This is a genomic window from Deinococcus radiodurans R1 = ATCC 13939 = DSM 20539 (assembly GCF_000008565.1).
GTDB lineage: Bacteria > Deinococcota > Deinococci > Deinococcales > Deinococcaceae > Deinococcus > Deinococcus radiodurans.
The window spans coordinates 15,195-37,063 of sequence record NC_000958.1; the positions used below are offsets into that span (position 1 = coordinate 15,195).

Below are 21,869 nucleotides of genomic sequence, written 5' to 3' on the forward strand. Positions count from 1 at the left end.
CTTTTGTTACAGTTCTTGAATGGTGGGCCGTGGTCAGCTACTCAGGTCAAACGGATTCTCGACCGTAGCCCGGGCTGACATCGGTCGTTCAAGAACCACTTGCCTTTCACTTCGGTTGTGCAAGTGGTTTTTGCAAGGCGAAAACGCTGTGTTCTTCGCATCGTCAAGCTACGTAATATCTCATAAACTACTCATCGAAGATAGCAGAAAATCGGGCCTTCGCTAGGTTAAGCCCATTTAGGGGCATTCGTCCCCAGACCTCTCTACATAATCTTGACTATTCCAGTTGGTTTAGTGAGGATGAATATGAAGAAGGCTTTTCTGTCCACGTTGCTGCTCCTGTCGTCCGCTTCTGCTGCCCAGATTAAGGGGGCAGACGGCGTCACCGTCGGGGTTTCCAATCCCAAGCGCGTGGTCGCGCTGAACGCCACCACCGTGGAAATGATCTACCGCCTGGGCAAGCAGAAGACTATCGTCGGCACCGATGTCAGTGGCGTCTATCCCCTCAACAAGATTCCCAGCGTGGGGCATTGGGCGCAGCTTCCCGCTGAGGGCATCATAAGCCTGAAACCCGATCTCGTGATCGGCACCGCCGACAATTTTGCTGCCGGGAAAAACGGCACGGTCGTGCAACAACTCCGTGCGGCGGGGATCAAAGTACTGGTGCTGCCCGCCACTGATACGGGCGGCCTGAATGGAGTCAAGACGCGCCTGAACATGCTGGGTCAGGTCTACAACGTCCCCAACGCTGCTGCCAGCTTGACCAAGAGCTTCGATACCACCATGAAAGCCGTGACGGCCAATAAGCCTAAGAAGGCTCCTAAAGTCATTTTCCTGTACGCCCACAGCGCCAGCGACGCCAGCATCTACGGCACGGAAGGCGGCGCGAATGAGCTGATTACCCTGGCCGGCGGCAAGAACGCGGCCCCCTTCAAGGACACCAAAGCCCTGACCGCCGAGGCGCTGGTCGCTATCAATCCCGACGCTATTGTCATGCTGGAGCGCGGGCTGGACGGTGTAGGGGGTCTGGAAGGACTGCTGAAGATGCCTGGTGTCGCCCAGACGAATGCGGGCAGGGATAAGCGGGTCTACACCGTGGACAACTCGATTCGCTGGATTGGCCCGCGTCTGCCCGAATTTGCGCTGAAGCTGGCCCGGCAGTTCAAGGCAGATTTCCGGTGACGACGGTGGCATCCTCTGCCTTTCCTGTCAGTCGGCAGCGTTCGCGAGCAGCGCTCTCACTTGTGCTCTTGCCGCTGCTGCTCCTGCTGACGCTGATCATGGCAGTAGGCACAGGAGCCGTTCACATTGCACCGCTGCAAGTGGTGAGCATTCTGCTGGCCCCCCTGGGCATTGCACCGCTGCAAGGCTATGAGGAGCAACAGGCCGCCGTACTGTGGGCCATTCGGCTGCCGCGCGTGATGCTAGGGATGCTGGTGGGCGCGGGGCTGGCGGTGGCGGGCGCAGCCATGCAGGGACTTTTCCGCAACCCACTGGCCGACCCGGGACTCCTGGGAATTTCGTCGGGGGCCAGCCTCGCCGCCGCGATGAGCGTGGTGCTGGGGTTCCACGCCTTCGGCAACTACTCGCTGCCCGTCGCCGCGTTCACGGGTTCGCTGCTCGCCACGATGCTGATCTACATGCTGTCGCAGGACCGTGGGCGGGTCAACGCAACCACCATGCTGCTCTCGGGCATCGCCATCAACGCGCTGTGCGGCGCAGGTACGGGCCTGATGACTTTTCTGGCGACGGATGAGCAGCTCCGAAGCATTACCTTCTGGAGTTTGGGTTCGCTGGGGGGCGCGACCTGGCCCACCGTCCTGAGCGCTGCTCCACTGATTCTGGCTGGCACATTGATTTTGCCCTTTATGGCCCGCGCCCTCAACGCGCTGATGCTGGGCGAAAGCGGCGCATCACATCTGGGGGTGAACGTGCAGACCGTCAAATGGAGTGTGGTCGCTCTGGTGGCTCTGAGTGTAGGGGCAGGCGTGGCAGTGGCAGGAACCATCGGTTTTGTGGGACTGGTGGTTCCGCACCTGCTGCGGCTGCTGACTGGGCCGAACCACCGCACGCTGCTGCCCGCTTCGGCCCTCCTGGGCGCAGCATTGCTGGTGCTAGCCGACCTCGTTTCGCGCACCATCGCCATGCCGGCTGAAGTGCCAATCGGGATTATCACCGCGCTGCTGGGCGCACCGTTTTTCCTGTATCTGCTGCGGGCGGGCCGGAAGGAGGTGGGCGCATGACAGCTTCTTCGCCTTCCATTCGCGTGACCGACCTGAGCTACTCGGTGGCGGGGCGCGAACTGCTCTCTAAGCTCAAATTCCATCTGCAAAGCGGCGAGATGCTGGCGGTGCTGGGGCGCAACGGGGCTGGAAAAAGCACGCTTCTCAAGCACCTGACGGGCGAACTTGGCAAGAGCGGAGTAGAACTGTTCGGGCAGCCGCTCCGGGACATCAAGCCTGCCGAAGCCGCCAAGCGCCGCGCCGTGTTGCCGCAGCAAACGCCCCTTTCGTTTGCCTATGAGGTGCTGGACGTGGTGCTGCTGGGCCGCATTCCGCACGGGCAGCGCGAGACGGTGCAGGACCGGGCTATTGCCGCCGCATGTCTGGAAAGGGTTGGCCTGAGCGGATACGAAACCCGTGATGTGCTGACCCTGTCCGGTGGCGAGCAGCAACGTGTTCACTTTGCCCGCACCCTGGCGCAGTTGCATGGCGTCATCGGTGAACGGGTGCTGCTGCTCGACGAACCCACTGCCAGTCTGGACCTGGCCCATCAGCACGCAACTTTGCGGCTTGCCCGCGAACTGTGCCGGGAAGGCGTGGGGGTTCTGGCCGTCCTCCACGACCTGAACCTCGCCGCGCAATACGCCGACCGGGTGCTGATGCTCGCGGAAGGTCACGTTATCGCCTGTGACCATCCCGCCGTCGCCCTGACGCCCGAGAGCATCCGTACTGCCTACGGTCATGAGGTTCTGGTCACGCAGCACCCCTGCCTGAACTGTCCTCTGATTGTGAGCGCCAGCTAGGAGTCCGATGTCTGACCTTATTACCCGTGTTTCTTTACCGCTTAAGCGCCGCCAGATCACGGTCAAAGCCGTGACTGACCTGACACCGACCCTGCGCCGCATCACCCTGACGGGAGATGACCTTGCCGATTTCAGTAGTCCTGGCGCAGACGACCATATCAAGCTCTTTTTTACGCCTTTGGACGGCAGCGACCTCATCGGACGCGATTACACCCCCCGCACCTTCCGACCTGACGTGCTGGAGCTGGATTTAGACTTCGTCCTGCATGAACGGGGAATAGCGACGACCTGGGCCAGAAAGGCCAACGTTGGCGATGAATTGCTGATAGGCGGGCCGCGCGGCTCCACGCTGGTGAAGTACGAATTTGATGAATATTTGCTGGTGGCCGATGACGCGGCCTTGCCCGCGCTGGCCCGCCGCCTGGAAGAACTGCCCGCTGGCGTCAAGGTCATCACATTGGTCGAAGTTCAGAGCGCGGCCCACCAACTGCCCCTGTCATCGGCAGCTACCCTGACCCTGCGCTGGCTGCATAGAGGAGATGCAGCACCAGGTACGACCACGCTCCTGCGGGACGCGGTGGCCGAATGGAAAACGCCCTCAGGCACAGCCTTTGTCTGGGTCGGCGCGGAACGCAAGGCGGCGCTTGGCATCAAGGAGAACCTGTTGGCACGGGGACTGGACGCCGAAACCATGCGCGTGACGGCTTACTGGACAAATGATAGAGCTGAGCCGTCACAACTTGAGTAAAAGAAGCACTGTCGCCTAGCTGAAGGGGTCGCCTCAACGGGCGACCTTAATGCCGTAAAAAAAAATGTAGTTTACCTCAATCAATGGTTCGTGCAGTTTTGAGCCCAAAAGGAAAGACCCATTGAAAATGGAGCTGTGAAATCACCGCTTCCAATGGGTCTGATGGCCATCCTACAGTACGTTCTCAGCACGGTCCCGCTGCGCAAGACGCAGCGGAATTTCCTGACCGTGCTGCTCAGCGTTTTTCTCGCTGTTCCTGGACGGCTGAACGCCCTGAATCTCTCCCGGTATGCAGCCTGCTCGGAGAGTACGATTCGTCGTTGGCTGCACCGAAGTGACGATGGGGCCATTCCGTGGGGCGCGTTACACCAGGCGACTGTCAGTACAGCAATCGAGAGTGGGCTGATCAGCCCACTGTGCGTTCTGGCCATCGACGCCTCTTTTCACCGCAAAGCCGGTCAGCACACCGCACACCTCGGCTCGTTCTGGAATGGCTGTGCCGCGCGGACCGAACGCGGAATCGAGCAATCCTGTTGTGCCCTCATTGATGTCCAGCACCGGCAGGCCTTGACGGTCGATGTCCGTCAGACCCTGACCGGGTCTGAGGCTCCAACTCGTCTGGAACAGGCCGCCGATCAGCTGGATGACGTGCTGCTCGATCTCCGGACTGTTCAACAGCTTGATCTGGCTGCTGTCGTTGCCGACGGGAATTACGCGAAGGAACCCATCGTGGAGACCGTGACGGGTCACGGTCTCCCGTTTATCTCCAGATTGCCTCGCAACGCCAACCTCAACGACCTCTACACCGGTGAGCATCCCAGACGACGGGGGCGAAAGAAGAAGTTCGACGGTAAGGTGGACTTCAGTGACCTGCAGCGCTTCGACCTCGTCTCTGCAAGGCCGACTGAGCGGGTGTGGACGCAGGTGGTCTGGAGCGTGCAGTGGGCGCGGGAAGTGCGCGCAGTCGTCATTCAGCAGATTGGTAAAAAGGGTCAGGTCACCGGCTACGCGGTGCTGTTCAGCACCGCTGTGACCATGCCGGCTCATGAGGTCATGGCGCTGTATCGAAGCCGCTTTGAGATCGAACTGATCTTCCGGGATGCCAAACAGTTCCTGGGGGGCCAGGATGTGCAACTGCGGTCACAGCAGGGCATCGAGGCGCATTGGAACGTGGTGCTGCTGACCCTGAATCTTTGCCGACTGGAGGCCCTGCGAGCGGCAGGTGGCGGGCAGGATCTGGTGTTCAGTCTCGAAGACATGAAACGCAGGGCGTATAACGCCCTGCTGGCCCAGGTCATTTTATCCAATCTGGACCTCTCGGCTCGCTTTGAAGAATGAGCGAATTCGCCGTTCAGTCCGCTGGATTTCGGACTTAAAGCCGCCTAAAACTGCACGAACCATTGTAAAAGCGGGTCAACCCCACTTATTACTCATGCTGCACAGCATTTCGTTCTCCCTCAGAGCGTTTTGAAAGGCCTGGCTAGCGTATTGACTGCCTCGGTCGCTGTGATGAATGAGTCCGGCAGACGGTTTCCGCCTGCTCACCGCCATATTCAGGGCATTCAGCGGCAGTTGAGCCGTCATGGTGTTCTCCATCGACCAGCCCGCAATCGTCCTGGCGAACAAGTCCATCGTCACGGCCAGGTATAACCAGCCTTCTTTGGTTGGGATATAGGTGATATCGCTGGCCCAGACAGTATTTGGTGCCTCAGGAGTGAAATTCCTATCCAGCAGGTTGGGGGCAACGGGTAGGGCATGCTTGCTATCGGTGGTTTTAACGAACTTGCGACGCGTTTTGCCGTACAGGCCAAGGTCACGCATCAATCGAGCAATTCGACGCACACTGTGCTGGTGACCATCGGCCGCGAGCTGCTTCTGAATCCGGGGCGCTCCATAGCGCCCTTTGTGCTGATGATCAATGTCCTCAATGAGGAGCTTGAGGCGTTCATCGTGGGTTTTCCTCGTTGAGTACGGCCTTCTTCGCCAGTTTCTGAAGCCACTCGGGGTCACTTGCAGAATCCGACACATGATGTCGAGACGAAATTCGTCGAGATGGGCGGCGATAAACGCGAACCTCAGAGATTTTCTTTGGCAAAGAAGCGCCCAAGGCTCCAAACCGCTTTGGGGCCTGCTCTGGGCAAGAAGGCCGCTGCTTTTTTCAGGATTTCACGTTCCTGTCGCAAAATTTCGTTCTCTTTGCGGAGTCGTTGGATTTCCTGTTCTTGTGGCGTCAGGGTCGAACGACCCTGACCGGGAAAGGCTGCTTGTCCTGCTTCTTGAGCTTGGAGTCGCCAACGGTAGAGCACTGAAGTGCTGATACCAAGGTCGCGGGCGGCCCGGATGGGGCCAACATCCTCACGTGCTGCCAGGTCAATGGCCTGACGTTTGAATTCTGCGGTGTAAATCTTTCTGGTCGTCATGGGGTTGCCTCCTATGCTGAAGGCTTAACTGCACCGATACAAAACTGGATCAATCCCACTCTCAACCATTACATTTACAGAACAGGCCCCCAGCTCTAAGTTGGGGGCCTGTTCTGCATTTCGCTTGTCAAAGTAAAGAACCTATGTATTGTCATGCCATGAATGAGTCTTATAAACGTCCATGCCAACATGCAGAAAACGTGACAAGAGCTGGCGCTTCAAAGCGAACTTCGAGAACCTGAGAATTACAGGTGATAGGTGCTGGGGTCGTCGAAGTTGACCGTGACCTCAGTAGGTGACAACTTCACTTTCAGCCGCTCCTGGCGGGCAAAAAGCCTGGATGAACACCTCCAGGATCGCCATGAACTGTTGGGGTTTCCACCGTAGGGCATCCACGAGATGCTGAGCGCCGTGCCGTACCAGACTGACCGCTCTCCGACCATGCTTCAGAACGGGGATGGGCCAGGTCTGGCTCAGCCAGACCCCCAGGCGCAAACAGAACATCCAGGCCAATGTCACCAGTCCGAAGAGTCGCTGTAGACGGCTCCTTTCCGTTATTCCGGTTCGCTCTAAGTCAAAGCCTCGCTTTTTGAAACTGCTGAAGGTGCACTCTATCGACCAGCGCTGTTTGTAGAGCCTCCAGGTCTTCCGAGCACTGAAATCTGTGGCGATGATGACGAGGTCACCTGTGGGTGACCTCGTTGCGACCACCCGCATCAACTCCCCGAACACGAACACCTTTTCGCCAATCTCGTGAAAATGACCGTGCTGGACGTGCTCAAACCACTCTTTCCCCTTCATGTCGTCTAGCATGTCGGTCTGTCGGATACGAATTGCCCTCTTGATGCCCTGACGACGAAGAAAGCGGAACCATTCCGCGCCGATGAACTCCCGATCGGCCACCAGACCCAGCCAGCGTTTCGCTGGCCAGGCCCGAAGGAGCTTCAACACCAGCCACATTCGAGCGTAGGTGTGACTGTTCCCAGACTGGTCGAGAGGCACCCAGATGAGCGGCAGGGTGAAGCCGTGAACCACGGCTCCAAGCACCAGAAAGTTGATGGGCGTTTCCCCGTGCTCCCAATTGGTGCGGTCCAGACTTAGCAAAACCTTCCCCGGTGGAAGATGGACGACAAGCAGAGCGATGAAAAAGCCCCTGTCCAGCTGCTCATCCCGGAAGGTGCGGTCTGCTCGTCTCTTCTTGCCCTGCGGGGTACTCATCCCCGGCATATGGGCACTCAGGTCGTGATGATTGACGCTCCTCGCGGCAATCATCGCCAGGAGGACGTCAATGAGGCGCTGGAGTGTATCGATGCGGAGGTGACTGGCATGCGTTTTGAAGTGCCCGGTGAGTGCGGTAGCCTGCTGGGCAGCTCCCCTCTGTTGATTTCACACTCTCAGGAAACCGCGAACAGTCGGCCCCATCAAGCTTGATGGGGCCGACTGTTGGTTTTTGCCGTCTGGGACAACGTCGAACCGAAGTTGTCACCTACTGAGGTGAGAAGGATGCTCTCCCCTCTCTTTTGCTGGATCTGGCTCTTTTACACGCGTTTCAGGGAGACTTCTGACGCTTTTTTACGTAGATTTTTGCTGTCACGTTGCTCCGAAGCTCCAAAAGTGCGGGCTTTTTCTACTCAAACCTCCGAAAGTGCGGGCTTTTCCCTGACAACAAATAGTCGAGAGCTATTCAGGAATCAAACTTCGGTTTGTTATTGTTCTTACATTGTTGGCCTGCTTGTTGGTCGAGTCCGACTCTTTGACTTGCTAGCGCAATGCCTGGCTATAGTTCCCACGATGGGAACTGGTAAGCCATGAAAGGGGACCATGCAGCTTGGGCGTGGGCAGAGGACGGTCAAAAGAGACGAAGTGCATTCGCTGCCGCGAAATCAAGCATTTCCCGGCGAGTTGTCAGGGGCCATGAACACCCCAATCTGGTAAATCTCGCCCACCGGCTCACGGTTGAGGTAAGGCAGGATCAACGCCATGAGGTCGCGTTGCAATTCGCGGGCCTCTTGCTGGGTCAGGGCCACATTATTCCAGCCCGACAGGATCAGCGGCGCGCCCTCGGCGGCGGGAATGAACACCTCGCCCCGCAGGGAGACGATCTCGTAATAAGTTTCGCCCGAAGGGGTAAAACAGGTCAGCGTGCCCCAGGCCTCGTCCAGGCTGGCGCGCATCGCCCGGCCCAGATTGACCTCGAAGCGCTGCAATTCGGCGCGGCGATTGTCTTCGCCCATTTGCTCGAGGGGACGTACACTGAACGGCACGAAAAACGCTGCCGGGGCGCGGTAAAACCGGAGATCACGGCCTGCACGCCGCTCGCGCCGGACTTCCTGCACCAGTCCCAGCCGCACAAACCGCTGCGTCAGCTTGTAGGTGGCGGTCAGGCCTAATCCTAGTTCGGCAGCGGCCTGCGACACACTGCATTCGCCGCGCATAAAGGGAGCCAGGCGGCGCAGGTCACGGCGGTCAGTGATCGTGGCTGCCTGCGCCTCCTCCGACACGATCAGGGTGCCGGGCGGCAGTCGGTCATCTCGTAAGTTGCCGTTGGGCGCTCTACTTCCCCAGTGGGCTGTCATGGGAACAAGGGTAGGCGGTAGCGTCGCCCTATGAAACGAGCCCTCACCGCATCCCTCATCTTTTTGACGCTGAGCACGGCGCTGGCAGGAGGAGGCCGGGCAGCCGTAACGACCCGCAGCCTCACCCTAAAGCTGGGCGACCAGTCCAGCCGCGCCGAACTGCTGCTGCCTGCCGACGCGACTAGGCCGGCCCCTTTGGTCCTCCTGATTCAGGGCACCGGGCCGGAAGACCTGAACGGCAGTTTCGCCACGTACGGCGGCGTGGTGCAGGGGTCGCTCGGCAAGCTGGCGCAGACGCTGGCAGCCAGAGGATTTGCCGTGATGCGCTACGACAAACGCTACGCCGCCCAGACCTTCGACCCCCGCACAGCGCAGGCCGCCCAAAATGGTTACAACAAGCTCACTCTGAAAGACCTGCTGAGTGACGCCCGCACCGCCCTGAAGACAGCCGAGGCGCAACCCGGCGTCAACAGCCGCAAAGTCTTCGTCTACGGCTGGAGCGAAGGTACCGTGGTCGCGGCGGCCCTCGCTCAGGAGATTCATGCCAGCGGCCTGGTCCTCCAAGGCCCCGTGGTCGACAGTTTCGCGTCGTCCTTTGCCCGCCAGTTCCAGACGGTGGGGATGACTTACCTGAACACCTACGCCAGGGACGGCAAGATCGACCTGTCGGGGGTCCTGGCTGCCTTGCAAGGCCCAGGTAGCGGCCTGGCGAAGATGCAGGCCAGTCTGCTGCTGTCGCTGGACAGCACCCCGCAGGCACCCAAACTGGCCGCCATGCTCGACACCAACGGCGACGGTCTGCTCGATCTGAAACAGGAAGTCCTGCCGCGTGTCTCCGACTTTTATCAGCGCACGACAGCGCAGTCGCCGCTCTACGCCGGCTCCGGTACCCTACCCGTCCTCGGCACAGTGGCCCCGCAGCTCAAACTGCCGGTGCTGATCTTGCAGGGCGAAAACGACGGCAATATCGACCCCGCTTACGCGAAAAAACTTAATAGCTTGCTTTCCGACAGCACCCTCAAGCTGTATCCCGGCCTGGGCCACAGCCTGGGTCAGGCGGCGAGCATCACCCAGGACGACTTCGCGCCTATGCAGCAGGCACCCATGAACGACATGGCGGCGTGGCTGGCGCAGCATTAGCCTCCTGCACAGGGTCTCTGGCAACTCAGTGCGCAGAGACAGTTGAGTTGCCACCGGACGAAATCGCCAGTGGGCGCCCCTCACCTGCGTGGAGGCGGTATGCTCCGGTGAAAGTATGGAAAGCCACGAGATGATTGTCCGTTCCCTGGGAGAGAGCGCGGCCTTACTGGAGGAGTGGATCAGCGAGCAGCTGCGTTCGCCCGATGTGCGCCACGACCTGTTGAGCGAAACGCAGTTGCGTGCTCAGGCCCAGGCTTTTCTCACGCAGTTCACCCGGGCCGTGACGCAGGCCGCTTCGCTTGGGCAGCTGGGCACCATCACCGGAGAAAGCTGGGCCGAACTGCGTGGCTTTCTGGAAGACCTCTCCCGGCGCTGGGCGAGTCAGGGCTTCAGCTTCTCGGAAGTCGCCATCTTTGTCTTTTCCCTCAAGCAGCCCTTGTTTGAACGCCTGCGCCAGCAAGAGCAGAGCGCGGGGGCAGACGCGCAGACGGTCATTCAGGCTGTCTGGACGGTCTCGACCCTGCTCGACCGGCTGGGGCTCTACACCGTCACGGTGTATCAGCGCAGCCGCGAAGCGATCATCGAGCGTCAGCGCCAGGAAATGCTCGAACTGTCCACCCCCGTCGTCAAGATCTGGGAAGGCGTCGTAGCCCTGCCCCTGATCGGCACGCTCGACAGCGAACGGACGCAGGTCGTGATGGAAACGCTACTCGAGCGCATCGTGGAGACGGGGGCCAGCGTGGCGATCATCGACATCACGGGTGTGCCGACGGTGGACACCCTGGTCGCCCAGCACCTGCTGCGAACCGTGGCAGCCACCCAGCTGATGGGCGCCGAGTGCATCATCAGTGGGATTCGCCCGCAGATCGCGCAGACCATCGTGCAACTGGGCATCGATCTGAGTGGCGTCACCACGCTCGCCACCCTCGCCGACGCGATCCGGGTCGCTATGAACCGCACCGAAGCGTCCCCACGCGGCGCGTTCTAGAGCGTATGGACCGCCTTCCCATTCTGAAGCTCGGAGACTGCCTGCTGGTGACCATTCAGGTGGAGCTGCATGACCGCCTCGCGCTCACCTTGCAAGACGACCTGACGACCATGATCGCAAACACCGGGGCGCGGGGCGTGTTGATCGACATCAGTGCGCTCGACATCGTGGACTCGTTCATCGCGCGGGTGCTGGGCAACATCGCCGCCATGAGCCGCGTGCTGGGGGCCGAGACGATGGTGGTCGGCATGCAGCCCGCCGTGGCGATCACGCTGGTGGAACTGGGGGTGACATGGCAGCACATGCACACGGCCTTGAGCGTGGAGCGTGGCCTGGAACGACTCAAGGTGCTGATCGCGGAGCGCCACACACTTCGGGGCCATTCTCCTCGGGGCAAGCGCGGAGGCGGAGTTGACGGCTCCCGGCACTGAGGCGCCCGAGACCTTGCCCGTCCGCTCGGAGGAGGACGTGGTGCGTGTGCGTCAGGCGGTGCGCGCTCTGGTGGTGCGGCTCAAGTTCAGCCTGGTGGACCAGACGAAGATCGTGACGGCGGCCTCTGAGCTGGCCCGCAACACGCTCGTCCACGGCGGGGGCGGCGAGACGCGGCTGGAGATCGTCCATGACGGCGTGCGCTCGGGGCTGAAAATGACCTTCGAGGACCAGGGGCCGGGGATCCTCGACATCGACCGGGCGCTGCGCGACGGCTTTACCTCGGGCGGCGGGCTCGGGCTCGGGCTCGGCGGTTCCAAGCGGCTGGTCAGCGAACTGCGAATCGAGACGGAGGTGGGCATGGGCAGCCGCATCACCGCCCTGAAATGGAAGTGAAGGTGGGGCGCAGGAGCACAGGCCAGCAGAGCAGGGGCCAATGATGAAGGCGGGGCTAACCGGCGCGGGGAGTGGACCTGACAGCTAACGCCGATGTTGTTTCCTGCCCTCCGTTATGAATTGCGCGACGCGTCGGCCACCGGCGAGGCCCGCCGGGGCGCGGCTGAACTGGCCCGCTCGCTGGAATTGAGCGAGGTGCGCCAGGGTGAGCTGGCGATTATCGTGACCGAGCTGGCGTCGAACGTAATCAAGCACGCGGGTGAAGGCGAAATCCTGCTTCAGGCCCGCACGGTGGGGGGGCAGGTGGCCATCGAGGTGCTGGCGCTCGACCGGGGCCTCGGCATTGCCCGGCCCGCGGAGGTGTTTCGTGACGGTTACTCCACCGCCGGAACGCCCGGCACGGGGCTGGGGGCGACGCAACGCCTGGCGGGCAGCTTCGACCTGAGTTCGGTGCCGGAAGTGGGCACGGCGGTGCTGGCGCGGGTCTTCAGGGGCACCCTTCCCCCTGAGCCGGTGGCATCCACTGGCCTTGACGTCGGCGCGGTGGCCCTCCCCTACCCCGGTGAAACCGTTTGCGGTGATGCGGCAGCGGTTCTGACGGGGCCAGACGGGGGCCTCGGCCTGCTGCTGGTGGACGGCCTGGGGCACGGTCTGGGCGCCCACGACGCGGCGCAGGCGGCGGTGCGGGCTTTTCAGGCGGCGGGCCGCACCGGGGGCATTCCGCAGGCTCCGGATGCCTGGCTCACGGCGGTGCACGAGGCCATGCGCGGAACACGCGGCGGGGTGGGCGCGGTGGCTACCCTGGAGCCGGGCGCAGTGGATTCAGGCACAGGCACCGTTTCTTTTGCCGGAGTGGGCAACATCAGCGCCGTGGTCGTCGGCAGTGCCGGGCGGCGCGGCCTGATGTCGCACAACGGCACGCTGGGGCAGTCGTCGGTGCGCCCGCAGGTTCAGACCGCACCGTGGGACGACAGCAGCCTGCTGGTAATGCACTCCGACGGACTGCAAAGCGGCTGGAACTTGGAGCGTTATCCGGGGCTGCTGCACAAACCCGCCTCCTTGATCGCTGGGGTGCTCTACCGCGACCACGTGCGGGGCCGGGACGACGTGACTGTGCTGGTCGTGCGTGGCGCTGGGAGCCGCTTTTGAACCTGCTGGCGCTCCCCCTGCGCAGTGAGGTGGAACTCGCGGACGCCCGCACCCGCGCCCGGCACATCGCCGAACTGCTGGGGCTGGGCAACCAGGATCAGGTGCGGGTGGCCACCGTCGTCTCCGAACTCGCCCGCAACGTGCTGCTCTATGCCGGCAGTGGGCAGGTCACGTTCTCCGTGCGGGACGAGGCCGGGAGGTCCACCCTGCTGATCGAGGTCCGTGACCAGGGTCCGGGCCTGGGTCATCTGGACGAGGTGCTCGGCGGCCAGTACCGCTCGAAGACCGGGATGGGCGTGGGGCTGACGGGCACGCGCCGCCTGATGGACGAGTTCGACATCCAGACCGCGCCGGGAAAAGGCACGGTCGTGCGGGTCGGTAAGCATTTGCCTGCCGTGGTGGGGGACGCCGAGCAGCGGCGCGTGGCCGAGGTGCTGGGGAGCAGCGGCCCGCGTGACCTGCTCACAGCCCTGAGCGTGCAAAACCGTGACCTCCTCGAAACCCTGGCGGCGCTCAATGAGCGCGAGGAGCGTCTGCAAGTGCTCAATCAGGAGTTGCAGGACACCAACCGGGGCGTGGTGGCCCTCTACGCCGAACTCGAGGAAAAAGCCGAGCGGCTGCGCGAGGCCAACGGCCTCAAGACCACCTTTCTGTCCTATATGAGCCACGAACTGCGCACACCGCTGCACTCCATGCTGGGACTAGCCCGGATTCTTTCGGGTCAGCTCGACGGCCCACTCAACCCCGAACAGCTCAAGCAGGTGCAGCTGCTTCAGGGTGCGGCGGGAGACCTGCTGGAAATGGTCAACGGCCTGCTCGACCTCGCCAAGATGGAAGCGGGCAAAACCGACGTGGACGTGACGACCTTCGAGGTGCGCGAGCTGTTCGGCACCCTGCGCGCCCTCTTTTTGCCGCTGCTCGACAATCCAGCCGTGAACCTGATTTTCGAGGACGCGGCAGGGTTTCCGCCCCTGACCACCGACCAGCGCAAGGTGGAGCAGGTGCTGCGCAACTTCATCGCCAACGCCCTCAAGTTTACGGCAGCCGGTGAGGTCCGCGTGACCGCCCAGTTGCTGCCGAGTGGGGACCGGGTGCGCTTTACCGTTCAGGACACCGGCATCGGCCTGAGCGACGAGGAGCAGGCGCAGCTCTTTCAGGACTTCTCGCAGGTGGGCCGCCCCGGGCGCCCGGCAGGCACCGGCCTGGGTCTGTCGATTGCCCGCAAGTTCACCGAGCTGCTGGGTGGGCGCGTCGGCGTACAGAGCGCTCCAGGCGCCGGAGCCGAGTTCTCTGCCGAGTTACCGGTTGTTTATCCGGGGGTCGGCGCGGCCAAGCGGCCCCGCGCCCTGCTGATCGACGACAGCGAAGCGGACCGCTACGTCCTGACCACCCTGCTGACCCGCGCGGGCTACGAGGTGGACGAAGTGGCCTATGCGGAGCCGGGGCTTGAGCAGGCCAGGAGCGGAGCGTACGATGCCGTGGTGCTCGACCTGAATCTGCCGGACCGGTCTGGCCTGGACGTGTTGCGTGCGCTGCGGGAAAACGCCGGGACGCGCAGTTTGCCGGTCCTGGTGGTGATCGCTGCTGCCCTGGACGCTGCGGAGCGCGCGGCCCTGGAAACCCTGGGGGCCAGCGTGCACCTCAAAGAAGCGCTCTATCAGGATGAGCAGGTGCTGTTCGCCTCATTGCCGTCAGGGAGCGTGCACTATGGGGAAGCCCCTGATGCCTGAAGCCCCTGTCGAGCCTGCCGCTTCCGTGTCCGAACCTACCCGTTCCAGTGTCCTGGTGGTGGACGACAATGCTGCTGGGCGCTACGTCACGGTACACGTTCTGCGTTCTGGGGGCCATACGGTCGCTGAGGCCGCCACCGGCGCAGAGGCGCTGGAGAAGGCTGCGAGCTTACAGCCTGACCTGATCGTGTTGGACGTCAATCTGCCGGACATCAGCGGCTTCGAGGTTGCGCGGACGCTGCGTCAGAACCCTGCTCTCGGCGCCGTGCCCATCCTGATGGTGTCGGCGGCCCGGGTGGCCGATACGGACCGCGTCCTGGGTCTGGAAGGCGGCGCCGACGCCTACCTTACGCATCCCATTGACCCAGCGGTGCTGCTCGCCACCACCCGCGCCTTGTTGCGTGTGCGCTTTGCTGAGGCCGAGCTGCGGCAACTGAACACGCAACTCGAGGAGAAAGTCGCGCGTCGCACCGTGGAGTTGCAGGAGCGCAGCGCCGCCCTGGAGGCGCAGTCTGCTGAATTGGCCCGGCAGGGAGCCCGGCTGGCCGAGGTCAACAGCGACCTCGAGGCCTTCGCTTACTCCATTTCCCATGACCTGCGCTCCCCAGTGCGGCACATCATGGGCTTTGCCAACCTGCTGGAGCGGCGACTGGGCGAAGGGCTAGACCCCCAGGTCCAGCGCTATCTGGACAACATCGGACGCTCTGCCGAGACCATGAACACTTTGATTGACGCGCTGCTGGCCTTCTCACGCTTTGGGCTTCAGGAAATCAACCTGGGCCCAGTGAACCTTCAGGCGCTTTTCGAGGACGTGCGGGCCGAGCAGACCCAGGATGTCCAGCAACGTCAGGTGGAATGGGAGGTGTCTTCCCTGCCGGTGGTGCAGGGTGACCGGCAACTGTTGCGGCTGGTGCTCACGAATCTGCTCGGCAACGCGCTGAAGTACACCCGCACCCGTGACGTGGCCCGAATCACGGTCCATGCCGATGAGACCCCCGAGGCGTGGACGATTTCTGTACAGGACAACGGTGTGGGCTTTGACCCGCGTTACCAGAATAAGCTGTTTGGGGTCTTCCAGCGGCTGCACTACCAGCACGAGTTCGAGGGCACCGGCGTCGGCCTCGCCACTGTTCGCCGCATTATCACGCGGCACGGGGGCAATGTAACCGCTGCAAGCGCCGTGAATGAGGGGGCAAAGTTTACTTTTACGCTGCCCAAGTCGTCCTGATTTTAGAGAGAGTAGGTGCGTTAAGCAGGTGGCCTGAGCATCGGGTCACTTGCTGTGCTGTTCCTCTTCAGAGCAGACGATGCTTCCTAAAAACAGTTCAACATTCTCGCAGTTCCCACGATGGGAACTCGTTTGCTCTACCGGTTCCCATCGTGGGAACTGCTCTCTTCTGTCAATTCTAGAAGTTGATCAATCAAACGCTCCGCTTGTAGACGGCGTTTGCCGCTGAGCCGTCTGAGCTGAGGAAGAGCGCTTTTAAGACGTTGATCGAGCGTCCTGTCGGGGACGGCGCCCCGCTTGAGCCGAGTCACTTCAAGGTGCAATTCAGCGGCGCTGAGTTGTCCCGTGACCAGCCGGTCAAGCAGTTGCCGACGCTCTTCGGTGTCAGGCAATTGGGCGAGGGGTGCCAGCGCACTGATGCCGTAGCGCCCTTCCAGAAGAACCTGCCTCTCGGCTGGATTGAGTTGTAGGAATTTGCCGTACCTCTGCGCGAAGGTGCTCACGCTGATGCCAAACGAACGGCGCAGCATGTCGCCAAGCCTCTCGGGGTCCAATCCCGTCTTCTTGATTCGGCCAGCCACCAGAACAGTCTGATCTTCGGGGACGTTCATGTGCCGGGCCACGGCGCGGATGGCAAGAAGGGCTTTGGCATCATTGGACAGGTCGGAGCGTTGAAGGTTTTCTTGCAACGCGAACTCATCAGCCTCTTCCGGGTTCATGTCCCGTACCAGCGCAGGAACGGCCACCAGGCCAGCGAGGCGGCTCGCATGCAGGCGCCGCTCTCCGGCCACCAGGATATATTTGCCGGTTGGCCCAGGGCGCAGAAGGAGAGGCTGGAGCAGCCCATTGCTTCTGATGGATTCAGTCAGGTCGTCCAGCGCCTGCGGCGTAAAGGGACTTTCGCTCTCAATCACGCTGCGAGGGTTGAAGCCAGGAATGACTTCAATTTCATCCAAAGCGATGACGCTGACGCCTTCGTGTTCATCCATCAGCTGCCGCAGGCTGAGAGGAGAAATGGCCGCTTTGGGGGGCGGCAACTTGCGGCTCATTGGGCGTCCTCAACTTGTTCCGTCGCCTTGACAAGAGCGTTGGCGAGCGTCCGGATGTCGCCTGCCAGGGGGCTTTTGGGGGCATGCCGGGTGATGCCGGTCCTGAACAGTTCCGCTTCCGGGCCGATGGTGGCCTGCCGCACCGGTGGAGAAATTGGGGCGACTTCGGTGTAGGCGCTGATGCTCTGCAAGACGTTTTTTCCCATGCGGGTGCTGGTCACTTTATTCGGGATAAAAAAAGCAATCCTGGCCGAGCGGTCCTGTTTGCGTGCGAGCTTGACCAATCGCAGCAGCTCGTCGAGGTTTTCTAGACCCTTGTGCGCTCCGATAGGCACCAGAAAGAGGCGCGCCGCCGCAGTCGAAGCCGTCAGGAGGGGAGAGACATTGGGCCGGGTGTCGAGAAGGATGAAGTCGTACTGGTCCTGAATCCTGTCGAGCGCCTCACCCAGGTTTCCGAGCCGCATCATATTGGTCATGATGCGGGTGTCGGCATCGATCAGCTGCCGGTTGGCTGGCCAGACGTCGATACCTTCGACGGTGACGGGAGATGGGAGGGCCGGATCGTCATCGACTTCGAACACCGGCAAGATCGTCTCGGCGCCGCTCTGATGGGCCCCCTCCTCGTCATGCAGGCCGAACCGTTTGGTCAGGCTCGCCTGAGGGTCGCAGTCGAGCACGGCCACCCGGAACCCGAGGTCGGCGAGGGCAAAAGCGAGATGGAAGGTCAGAAAGGTCTTGCCTTCGCCCCCACTGACGTTGTTCAGAGCGATGCGGTGTCCCATAGCTTTCTCCTTGCGCGTGATCTGGTAGAGGTCGGCCAGGGGAACGAGGGCCGCAACCGGGCCACCATGCCGTTCAATGACGATGCGCTGACCTTGCAGCGCCTGCTCCAGATACTCGGCGATGTTGGCGCGAAACGCTCTCACCTGTACGCGATCAACATCCATGAGAAGAATGTACATTTTTGTGTACACAAAAACAATCGACTCTCTATGGGGGCACTGGGACAGACCGAAATGACGTCGCTCCGCCGGATTCTTTTGATGTCTATAGCACTTATCTGTTCGCGCAAAACGATGGATTTGGCAGGCAGGTTGCTGGGTCCGGCGGCCAGCGAAGGTGTCACGCCGCATGCGCCCAGACTTAACCTCATAGGAGTCACGATAGTCAGGGGAAAGCTAACGATCATGGTGTCGTAGCTCCTCAGGGATAAACGCTTTCCCAGTCGTGAGGCTCAACTCCCTTGAAGCGGGACAGATGCTCTGTAGGCCAGGATGTGTCTTTAATAGGACACTCCGCTACGAGCGAGATCAGATTGTTGGGCGTGATCTCGAGAGACACGACAGTTTATTGAATGATGATGCCACCGGCAGGTTGCATCTGCTTGTCGGTTATTAGACGGTAAGTGGGCGTGGGGGCCTGACCTGACAGTTCCTTAGGAAGTGAGTGGGTCAAACCGCTGGCATAGAATCCTTGCCAGTCGAGCTGATTGGACGTTCGGTGGGTCAGCAGCAACTGTAACGTGTTGTAGGCGTAGGCGCCCATGCGGATTTCGGTGCCGGGGGAGAATTTACGCTGTTGGATCTGAGTAATGAGCAACTCGAGCCTCATGGCGAGCCGGCCTGCAATAAATGGATCTGACGCAGGACTTCTCTGTGCAGGGGTCACATCGACATTCTGTTCCTTTTTTGATGGAACCAAAACACAGGGTTCGGTACGACTTCCGGTAGGTGTTGCCGGATCCCTCCTGAGCAGTGCTACAACTTCTTCTAACTTGTGACTGAAGCATGAATCCGAGGTGGCCGATGAAGAAAAAACAGTTTCTCCTGCTGTCAGGGACAGCACTGGCGGCGGCGTGGCTCAACTCTAAACGCGCCCGCACCGCCGCTCAGGTGCCTGCCGACCTCCGCTCTGCACTCACCATCTTCCGTACGCCGTCCTACACGCCTGGGAATTTGCGCCTGCTGCGCTCTGGCACACTGAAAGCCAGCGAAATTCACCCTGACGTACAGGTCAGGCATGAGACCATTCCCGGCCCGCCCGGAGCGCCAGCCGTTCCCGTCTTCGTGTACCTGCCCCGTCAGCGGCAAGGGGTGACTCCGGCTCTGTTTTACACGCATGGGGGCGGCTTCATCGCCCATTCTGCTGCGTTTTATCACCGCGTCTGTTCAGGGTACGCCGCGGCGCTCGGCGTCCCTGTGATCAGTCCCGACTACCGCTTGGCACCGGAAACGCCTTTTCCCGGCCCGCTCGAAGACGTGTACGCTGCGCTGAAATGGACGTTCACCCAGGCCGCGCCTCTGAGCATTGACCCAGAGCGCGTCGCTCTCGCGGGTGAGAGTGCAGGTGGAGGTCTCACCGCGTGCCTCGCACAACTGGCCCATGACCGGGGCGAGGTCCGGCCCGCCTTTCAGGCCCTCATCTGCCCGATGTTAGATGAACGCACGGTCCTCAAAACCGACTGGCAAGGTCGCGGCGAGTTCGTCTGGACACCGACGTCCAATCTCACGGGCTGGTCGTCTTACCTGGGATTCAGACCCGGCACCCAGACCCCGCCGCCCTATGCGGTGGCCGCCCGGCGCGAGGATCTGAGCGGCCTGCCGCCCGCCTGGATCGGCACGAGCGACCTTGATCTGTTCTACGACGAGAACCGTGAGTATGCTCGGCGTTTAATGGCGGCAGGCGTGCCCTGCGAGTGGGCTGAGGTCGCGGGCGGCTATCACGGGTTTCATCTCCTGAAGCCGGAGGCCGAAGCCTCACGGCAATTCAATACGAGTTTCCTGAGTGCGCTCCGGCGGGCGCTGGGGTTGCCGGATCAGAACACAGACGCACTTCCCCGTGTAAATACCACGCCGCCCACGCAGGCCGCAGCGCTGGACGTTCTGATTATCGGCGCTGGGCTATCGGGAATCGGCGCGGCGCATCACCTCAAGACAAAAAATCCTGGCAAGACGTTTGAGATTCTGGAAGCCCGGCAGGCTATGGGGGGCACCTGGGACCTCTTCCGCTATCCCGGTGTCCGCTCGGATTCGGACGTTTTCACGCTGGGCTACAGCTTCAAGCCCTGGCTGGGGCGCAAGTCCATTGCCGACGGCGGGGATATTCGCCAGTACATTCAGGACGCGGCAGATGAGGGCGGAATCACACCCCATATCCGCTTTGGGCACAGGGTCAAGAGTGCCGAATGGTCGTCGGAAGAAAGCCTTTGGACCGTGACCGCTGAACAGGAGGACGGCACGCCTGTTCTCCGACAGGCGAAATTCCTGTTCCTGTGTAGCGGCTATTACAGCTACGACGAAGCCCACCGTCCAGAGTTTCCAGGCGAGGCCAGCTTTCAAGGTCAAATCATCCATCCGCAGTTCTGGCCCGAAGATGTGGACTACAGCGGCAAACGAGTCGTGGTGATCGGCAGCGGCGCGACCGCGGTGACGCTGGTTCCGGCGATGACCGACAAGGCCGCGCACGTCACGATGCTGCAACGCTCGCCGTCACATATCGCCGTGCGACCGCTGGTGGACGGGACCGCTGCCGCCTTTCAGAAGTGGTTGCCGGCGCCCGTCGCCCATGGCGTGACCCGCTGGAAAAATGTCCTGAGCAGCATTTTCTACTACCAGATTGCCAGAAAAGCCCCCGACCTGTTCATGAGGGGCCTGCTGGACGAAGCGCAAAAACATCTGGGTGAACGCTTTAACCCGGCAGACTTTACCCCCAGCTACAAGCCCTGGGACCAGCGGGTGTGCGCCATTCCTGACGCTGACCTGTTCCAGGCCATTCGGGACGGCAAAGCGTCGGTGTTGACAGAGACCATTCAAACTTTTACGCCGCACGGCATCCGGCTGACCGGTGGGCAGGAGCTTCCGGCAGACATTATCGTGACGGCCACGGGCCTGAAGATGAACGTGCTGGGGGACATCGAGTTTGCGCTCGACGGGCGTCCGGTAGACCTCTCGCAGACGCTGATCTACAAGGGGATGATGCTTTCAAGCCTCCCGAACTTCGCTTATGCTTTCGGCTATACCAACTCGTCGTGGACGCTCAAAGCCGAGCTCACTGCTGACTATGTCTGTCGCCTGCTGACTTATATGGACAGGCACGCTTTCCGCGCCGTCTCGCCGCAAGCTGACTCTGACCTGGGGGAGCGCCCCCTTCTGGATCTCAACTCAGGGTACGTGACGCGCAGCCTGGACGTGCTGCCAAAGCAGGGGTCAAAGCAGCCCTGGCAGGTCTATCAGAACTACCTGCTGGACAAATACGCCATTCAGGTCGCGCCGATCAATGATGGGACGCTGCGGTTTATGAGAAGGTAGGTTGCTGGACTGGGTCAACCCCTATGCACGGGAATGTATAGAAGCTGGCTGCGGCAGAGTGCGGTTGCGGCCCTCGCGCTTGGCCTGATAGAGATGTTCGTCAGCCTTCAGCAGCAGTTGAGGAAGGTCGGCAGGCACCCCGGTGGCAAACCCTATGCTGACCGTGACGCCGCGCTGAGCCGCGATGCCGCTCCAGTCATGGTCGCGAATCAACTCGCGGCAATCTTCAAACAGTTGCCAGGCGGTGCGCTCTTCATTCACGGAAGCGACCAGGACAAACTCCTCGCCTCCGTAGCGGCCCAGCAGGCTGGGAGTGGGGGAGAGCGCAATCTGTTGCAAAAGTGCGGCCAAGCAGCGCAGCACCTCGTCTCCTGTAGCGTGGGAGAATTCGTCGTTGAATGATTTGAAGTGGTCGATATCGATAAATCCCACGGCGATCTGCTCCGCCTGTTGTGTGGCGGACCATTCCCCACTCTGCTGTAAGGCACTGAGTCCTTCATCCAGCCCCCGCCGGTTCAGCACGCCAGTGAGCGCGTCCTGCCGGGCGAGAATGTCGGCCTGACGCAACCGCTCCTGCCAGTCTACGTCGCGGGCGTCCTCCCTTTTAAGACGCTCGTGAAGCAAGCGCCGCTGCTGAGCGAATTCGCTGAGCCGTTTGAACGAAGTCTGGGATTCCTGCAAAGA

At 61.4% G+C, this 21,869-nt stretch carries 21 protein-coding genes; 13 read left to right on the forward strand and 8 right to left on the reverse strand.

The features are described from left to right. Window positions 1–306: 306 nt before the first annotated feature. The 5 genes from DR_RS15520 (at window position 307) to DR_RS15540 (ending at window position 5,111) form a co-directional block, all read left to right on the forward strand. Window positions 307–1,182 carry a hemin ABC transporter substrate-binding protein gene (locus DR_RS15520; RefSeq protein WP_034351278.1) on the forward strand — a complete coding sequence of 292 codons (876 nt, stop codon included), beginning with the start codon at window positions 307–309 and terminating at the stop codon, window positions 1,180–1,182. Between the two features lie 5 nt (window positions 1,183–1,187). Further along, the gene (locus tag DR_RS15525; protein ID WP_373969220.1) at window positions 1,188–2,243 is read left to right on the forward strand and encodes a FecCD family ABC transporter permease; all 1,056 of its coding nucleotides are present in this window, start codon (window positions 1,188–1,190) and stop codon (window positions 2,241–2,243) included. Next, complete coding sequence (locus DR_RS15530) at window positions 2,240–3,025, forward strand: heme ABC transporter ATP-binding protein (RefSeq protein WP_010883994.1); 786 nt, start codon at window positions 2,240–2,242, stop codon at window positions 3,023–3,025. The genes DR_RS15525 and DR_RS15530 overlap by 4 nt, the downstream gene beginning before the upstream one ends. Before the next feature lie 7 nt (window positions 3,026–3,032). Continuing rightward, on the forward strand, window positions 3,033–3,773 hold the full coding sequence (locus DR_RS15535) for a siderophore-interacting protein (RefSeq protein ID WP_010884024.1): 741 nt from the start codon (window positions 3,033–3,035) through the stop codon (window positions 3,771–3,773). A gap of 153 nt (window positions 3,774–3,926) precedes the next feature. Further along, window positions 3,927–5,111 carry an IS4-like element ISDra7 family transposase gene (locus DR_RS15540; protein WP_063653101.1) on the forward strand — a complete coding sequence of 395 codons (1,185 nt, stop codon included), beginning with the start codon at window positions 3,927–3,929 and terminating at the stop codon, window positions 5,109–5,111. Window positions 5,112–5,186: 75 nt separating this feature from the next. Here the strand turns inward: DR_RS15540 and DR_RS15545 are convergent, their stop codons facing one another. The 4 genes from DR_RS15545 to DR_RS15560 all read right to left on the reverse strand — a co-directional run bounded on the left by DR_RS15545 (window position 5,187) and on the right by DR_RS15560 (window position 8,769). After that, window positions 5,187–5,888, reverse strand: a complete 702-nt coding sequence (locus DR_RS15545) for an IS3 family transposase (protein ID WP_149358004.1) — start codon at window positions 5,886–5,888, stop codon at window positions 5,187–5,189. Next, complete coding sequence (locus DR_RS15550) at window positions 5,849–6,193, reverse strand: transposase (protein ID WP_149358003.1); 345 nt, start codon at window positions 6,191–6,193, stop codon at window positions 5,849–5,851. Before DR_RS15550 ends, DR_RS15545 begins: the two co-directional genes overlap by 40 nt. A 288-nt stretch (window positions 6,194–6,481) precedes the next feature. Beyond that, window positions 6,482–7,465 carry an IS4-like element ISDra1 family transposase gene (locus DR_RS15555; protein WP_010884015.1) on the reverse strand — a complete coding sequence of 328 codons (984 nt, stop codon included), beginning with the start codon at window positions 7,463–7,465 and terminating at the stop codon, window positions 6,482–6,484. Between the two features lie 611 nt (window positions 7,466–8,076). Further along, complete coding sequence (locus tag DR_RS15560) at window positions 8,077–8,769, reverse strand: ArsR/SmtB family transcription factor (protein ID WP_227086052.1); 693 nt, start codon at window positions 8,767–8,769, stop codon at window positions 8,077–8,079. A 30-nt stretch (window positions 8,770–8,799) separates the two neighbouring features. Between DR_RS15560 and DR_RS15565 the strand changes: the two genes are divergently transcribed. The 7 genes from DR_RS15565 (at window position 8,800) to DR_RS15595 (ending at window position 15,829) form a co-directional block, all read left to right on the forward strand. Continuing rightward, window positions 8,800–9,909, forward strand: a complete 1,110-nt coding sequence (locus DR_RS15565) for an alpha/beta hydrolase family protein (RefSeq protein WP_010884042.1) — start codon at window positions 8,800–8,802, stop codon at window positions 9,907–9,909. Window positions 9,910–10,024: 115 nt separating this feature from the next. Further along, the gene (locus DR_RS15570; protein WP_051618919.1) at window positions 10,025–10,897 is read left to right on the forward strand and encodes an STAS domain-containing protein; all 873 of its coding nucleotides are present in this window, start codon (window positions 10,025–10,027) and stop codon (window positions 10,895–10,897) included. 5 nt (window positions 10,898–10,902) lie between these two features. Next, window positions 10,903–11,328 (forward strand): STAS domain-containing protein, encoded by a 426-nt coding sequence (locus DR_RS15575; RefSeq protein WP_010883996.1) that lies wholly within the window; start codon window positions 10,903–10,905, stop codon window positions 11,326–11,328. After that, entirely contained in the window at window positions 11,309–11,722 is a 414-nt protein-coding gene (locus tag DR_RS15580) for an anti-sigma regulatory factor (RefSeq protein ID WP_010883997.1), read from the forward strand. The genes DR_RS15575 and DR_RS15580 overlap by 20 nt, the downstream gene beginning before the upstream one ends. 93 nt (window positions 11,723–11,815) lie before the next feature. Further along, window positions 11,816–12,871, forward strand: a complete 1,056-nt coding sequence (locus DR_RS15585) for an anti-sigma regulatory factor (protein WP_010883998.1) — start codon at window positions 11,816–11,818, stop codon at window positions 12,869–12,871. Next, window positions 12,868–14,601, forward strand: a complete 1,734-nt coding sequence (locus DR_RS15590; RefSeq protein ID WP_010883999.1) for an ATP-binding protein — start codon at window positions 12,868–12,870, stop codon at window positions 14,599–14,601. The genes DR_RS15585 and DR_RS15590 overlap by 4 nt, the downstream gene beginning before the upstream one ends. Continuing rightward, complete coding sequence (locus tag DR_RS15595) at window positions 14,594–15,829, forward strand: sensor histidine kinase (RefSeq protein ID WP_162177803.1); 1,236 nt, start codon at window positions 14,594–14,596, stop codon at window positions 15,827–15,829. Before DR_RS15590 ends, DR_RS15595 begins: the two co-directional genes overlap by 8 nt. A 137-nt stretch (window positions 15,830–15,966) precedes the next feature. Here the strand turns inward: DR_RS15595 and DR_RS15600 are convergent, their stop codons facing one another. The 3 genes from DR_RS15600 to DR_RS15610 form a co-directional block, all read right to left on the reverse strand. Then, window positions 15,967–16,878, reverse strand: a complete 912-nt coding sequence (locus DR_RS15600) for a ParB/RepB/Spo0J family partition protein (protein ID WP_010884016.1) — start codon at window positions 16,876–16,878, stop codon at window positions 15,967–15,969. Continuing rightward, a complete protein-coding gene (locus DR_RS15605) occupies window positions 16,875–17,825 on the reverse strand; it encodes a type II toxin-antitoxin system prevent-host-death family antitoxin (RefSeq protein WP_034351178.1) in 951 nt (316 codons plus the stop codon). The genes DR_RS15600 and DR_RS15605 overlap by 4 nt, the downstream gene beginning before the upstream one ends. 400 nt (window positions 17,826–18,225) lie before the next feature. Further along, window positions 18,226–18,546, reverse strand: a complete 321-nt coding sequence (locus DR_RS15610; RefSeq protein WP_010884075.1) for a hypothetical protein — start codon at window positions 18,544–18,546, stop codon at window positions 18,226–18,228. Window positions 18,547–18,683: 137 nt separating this feature from the next. On the opposite strand from DR_RS15610, the gene DR_RS15615 reads away from it, so the two are divergent. Further along, the gene (locus DR_RS15615; RefSeq protein ID WP_010884002.1) at window positions 18,684–21,185 is read left to right on the forward strand and encodes an alpha/beta hydrolase fold domain-containing protein; all 2,502 of its coding nucleotides are present in this window, start codon (window positions 18,684–18,686) and stop codon (window positions 21,183–21,185) included. Between the two features lie 21 nt (window positions 21,186–21,206). On the opposite strand, the gene DR_RS15620 is transcribed toward DR_RS15615, so the two are convergent. Then, window positions 21,207–21,866: a GGDEF domain-containing protein gene (locus DR_RS15620; RefSeq protein WP_010884003.1), complete on the reverse strand. Its 660-nt coding sequence runs from the start codon at window positions 21,864–21,866 to the stop codon at window positions 21,207–21,209. Between the last annotated feature and the right edge of the window lie 3 nt (window positions 21,867–21,869).